At 59.7% G+C, this 3545-nt stretch carries 5 protein-coding genes and 1 pseudogene; 2 read left to right on the top strand and 4 right to left on the bottom strand.

The genetic code is table 11. The features are described from left to right. The first annotated feature begins 450 nt into the window (after positions 1–450). Positions 451–741 (top strand): hypothetical protein, encoded by a 291-nt coding sequence (locus RMO57_RS12630; RefSeq protein ID WP_310387107.1) that lies wholly within the window; start codon positions 451–453, stop codon positions 739–741. Between the two features lie 84 nt (positions 742–825). On the opposite strand, the gene RMO57_RS12635 is transcribed toward RMO57_RS12630, so the two are convergent. From RMO57_RS12635 to RMO57_RS12650, 4 genes and pseudogenes are all read right to left on the bottom strand, one after another. Beyond that, positions 826–1476: a glutathione S-transferase gene (locus RMO57_RS12635; protein ID WP_310387109.1), complete on the bottom strand. Its 651-nt coding sequence runs from the start codon at positions 1474–1476 to the stop codon at positions 826–828. A gap of 12 nt (positions 1477–1488) precedes the next feature. Continuing rightward, positions 1489–1689 carry an oxidoreductase-like domain-containing protein gene (locus RMO57_RS12640; RefSeq protein ID WP_310387111.1) on the bottom strand — a complete coding sequence of 67 codons (201 nt, stop codon included), beginning with the start codon at positions 1687–1689 and terminating at the stop codon, positions 1489–1491. 38 nt (positions 1690–1727) lie between these two features. Then, a pseudogene (dut, locus tag RMO57_RS12645) lies at positions 1728–2023 on the bottom strand (dUTP diphosphatase); the annotation flags it as partial. Positions 2024–2515: 492 nt separating this feature from the next. Then, positions 2516–2944, bottom strand: a complete 429-nt coding sequence (locus tag RMO57_RS12650; protein WP_310387113.1) for a CBS domain-containing protein — start codon at positions 2942–2944, stop codon at positions 2516–2518. A gap of 210 nt (positions 2945–3154) precedes the next feature. On the opposite strand from RMO57_RS12650, the gene RMO57_RS12655 reads away from it, so the two are divergent. Then, positions 3155–3545 (top strand): aconitase family protein (locus tag RMO57_RS12655; protein WP_310387114.1); only part of this gene is annotated, 391 nt, incomplete at its 3' end.

Raw genomic sequence — 3545 nt, forward strand, 5'->3', positions numbered from 1 at the left:
CCCTAATGTGCTGCGGTGCGCTGCCACGGCGCGCCGCCGCAGCGGGCTGAGGCCCGCACGGATAAGAAACGATGTCAGCGTGCCGCAGCGCGGCGCAGTCAGGTGCGTAGCGCTCTCACCCAAATGGTGAACTAAGTCGAATCGACTTTCCTCAATAGGCATCGGACTCAATTGGCAAAAGTAAGCGGTCAACTGCTGGATCTAGGTTAAACCTTGATTCGGCAGTTGACCGCTCCCCAAAGTGAACAAACATCGATGAACACTAAGAACACTCATGTTTACAAGATTCACCAATTGGGTGAAAACGCTAATCGCCCGCCTGAGCCGCGCCGGAACTCGCTGAACTGCGTTGCTCCTCCTCGTGGGCAGGAGCCCACTTCGTCGTCGCGCCTTGGCAGCAAGCCCCTGCACGACTCCTTCGGACGCTTTCAACTGCCGAATCAAGGTTAAATGAACCTGACCCAATACCGTTCACTTAAGGAGCCGCCAAGTCTGCAAAGGAAAATCATGGCGACGATGTTTTCACGGAAATCTGATCATCATCACTCCTGCGCCAGATCCGCCGGAATCCCCTTTATCCCCTCTATCCAGGCTCAATTTTCTTGCTCACATATGCCATCTGGAAACGTCGGCAAGGCCGCGATCGGGTCAGCCTATTTTTTAGGCTCCGGGGGAATTTTTAGCCAGGATGAAGGGGATGAAAGGGATCAAGCTTACAAAGCGAACCGTGTTGGAACCTGACCCATTTTTCTTTCCGAGAGCAAGTGCCTGAGCGCGATCAAGGTGCTGCCCAACGACTTGCTGAAGTTCGAGAAATAGGCTTGATTAAGCCTTGGGTTGCAGCGCCATCGTCGGCCGCTGCGCCATCGCCAGCCGCCAGCGCTGCAGATGCGGCTGGCTCAGCTCATCGGGTTTGAGTCGCAGCACGCGCGCGAAATCAACCGCCACCACCGCGGTGATGTCGGCCACGCTGAAGCGTTCGGTGGCGATGAAGTCGCGGCCGTCCAGGCGCTCGTTCAGGGTCGCAAAGAACTGCTGCACTCTGGCCAAGCCGCGCTGGACCAGCTCGGGAATCTGCGCATAGTCCACCGGCCCGGGCAGCGCCCGGTTGAGCATCGCGGGTGAGCTGTTGCGCAGTGCTTCGGCAACGCTCACCAGCCCCTCGAATTCGATCCGCCAGTTCCAACTGGCGATTTCAGCCTTCTCTTCGGGCGAGATGCCGAACAAGGGCGGCTGCGGGAAACGCGCCTCCAGATAGGCGGCGATGGCCGCGTTGTCGCACAGCAGCAGGCCCTCATCGGTGCGCAGCGCCGGCACCGTGCATTGCGGGTTCAGTTGGGCGTAGGCCTGGCCCATCTGCTCGCCACGGCGCAGGTCGATCTCGACCGTCTCATGGGCGATGCCCTTCTCGGCCAAGAAGATGCGTGCGCGGCGGGGGCTGGGCGCGCTGGCGCAGTCGTAAAGAATGAGGGGCATCAAGGCTGCTTTCTAGGCCGGTGCGAGCAAGGCTGACGATCCTCGGCGCGCCTGCCAGGCGCGCAAGTCTTGCCGGTATTGGTCCATCGCCAGATCGTGCAAATCAAAGATGCAAGGCGCGCAGCCATTGCCGCAACAAGCACCTGAATCTGCCGCTGCGGGCGGCTCAGGCATGGGGTCGCCGTCATGCGAATTGAGGAAAAGTGAATCCATGGCGCAGGATTGTCCTCCAGCGACGCTGTGCGCCCACATCAAGCCTTGCCGGTTGACCCGAAGCCCGCCTCGCCGCGCTGCGACGCATCCGAAAAATCGTCAACGATGCGAAACGCCGCCTGCACCACCGGCACCACCGGCACCAGACCAGTTGCGCGATGCGCTCCATCGGCTCAATCACAAAGGCTGTCTGACCCCGGTTCCAGCAGCTGACCATCAACTGGCCCTGGTAATCGGCGTCAATCAGACCGACCAGATTGCCCAGCACGATGCCGTGTTTGTGGCCCAGGCCCGAGCGCGACAGGATGATGGCGGCCAAGCCGGGGTCAAGGCTATCAAGCGCCCGGCCCGCCGGCGTCCGCCACCATTTTTTGTCGGCCCCAAAGTTGGCAATGTATCCGGACTTGTCACACGGAATTGTCAGTTATGTGGCCTGAACATCTCGCCCGTTTTCTTTTCTTTATCCCTTTCATCCCCTCCATCCAGGCTGAAAAATTCTGCCGGTGCCGCACATTAATTTTGACCAAACCAAAATTCTTGAATGGCTCGTGCGAGCAAGGAATTTGAGCCTGGATGGAGGGGATAAAGCAGCTAAGAAAGACGATTTTTGGGAGCCGGCGCAACTGGGGCGATGAGCAGATTTTCGTTCGAGCCGTGTCGCGACCTTGCGACTGCTCAGTGCCCATACCGGGCTACTACAGCAAAGAAGTTGTGGATTTAGTGACTGGCAAGGGGCCTTCCAAGCTGCCTTCAATACCAATGCGGTCAAGGCAGACAGCGAAACATGAGTTGACGTTTGGCGACGGCCGGTCCGCAGTCGATCAGCTCAAGACCGAATGTAGTTCTCCAGGTGGGAGATCGTGGCCTCATGCTCGGCAATGATGAGTTCCATCAGGTCGCGGATCGAGATCATGCCCAACACGGTGTCGCCGTCGACCACCGGCAGGTGGCGGATGCGTTTGTCCCTCATCAGGGACATGCATGCGTGTGTGCGTGTGCTCGGCGTGACGGTGATGACGTTGGTTGTCATGATCTCGGCGACCGTAGTGTCCTTGGAGCCGCGGCCTTGCAGCGCGATCTTGCGCGTGTAGTCGCGCTCGCTGAATATTCCCACCAGGCGGCCGCCTTCCATGACCATGAGCGCGCCCACGTCATAGCGTGCCAACAATTCCAACGCTACGTACACCGAGTCTTCGCGGCGCAACTGCCACAAAGTACCATCACGCGGCTTCAATAGTTCGGACACGGGTTTCATGGGCAGCTCCTCGGGGAATTCAAGCTGACAGACTAACCGAACTTTGGCGTCCGCGCGTGCTGCAGCAAATCGACACGCTCTTGTCGGCGGCTTGACCTGCACGACGAAGCGGCACGCGCAGTGCGGTGATTCACCCGCGAGCCAGCGCCATCGCACAGGGCTGACACAATGAATTTTTAGTTGTGTCACCCACTTGCAGAGGATCACACCATGGCCACCCAAAAGTCCGCCCACGCTTTCGCGAAAACGCGCAAGAACTTCAAGACTGCTGCTGGCAAGCAGGGCCAGTTCTATTCGCTGCCCGAACTTGCCAAGACCTTCCCGAACGTGAACCGGCTGCCGGTCTCGATGCGCATCGTGCTGGAGAGCGTGCTGCGCAACTGCGACGGCCAGAAAGTCACCCAAGAACACGTGGCCGAGCTCGCCAATTGGCGGCCGAAGACCAAGCGGGTCAACGAGATCCCCTTCGTGGTGGCCCGCGTGGTGCTGCAGGACTTCCCCGGGGTGCCCGTGCTGGCCGACCTGGCCGCGATGCGCACGGTCGCGAAGCGGATGGGCAAGGACCCGAAGACGATCGAGCCGCTGGTGCCGGTGGACCTGG

It is taken from the genome of Roseateles sp., from assembly GCF_031397715.1.
GTDB lineage: Bacteria > Pseudomonadota > Gammaproteobacteria > Burkholderiales > Burkholderiaceae_C > Paucibacter_A.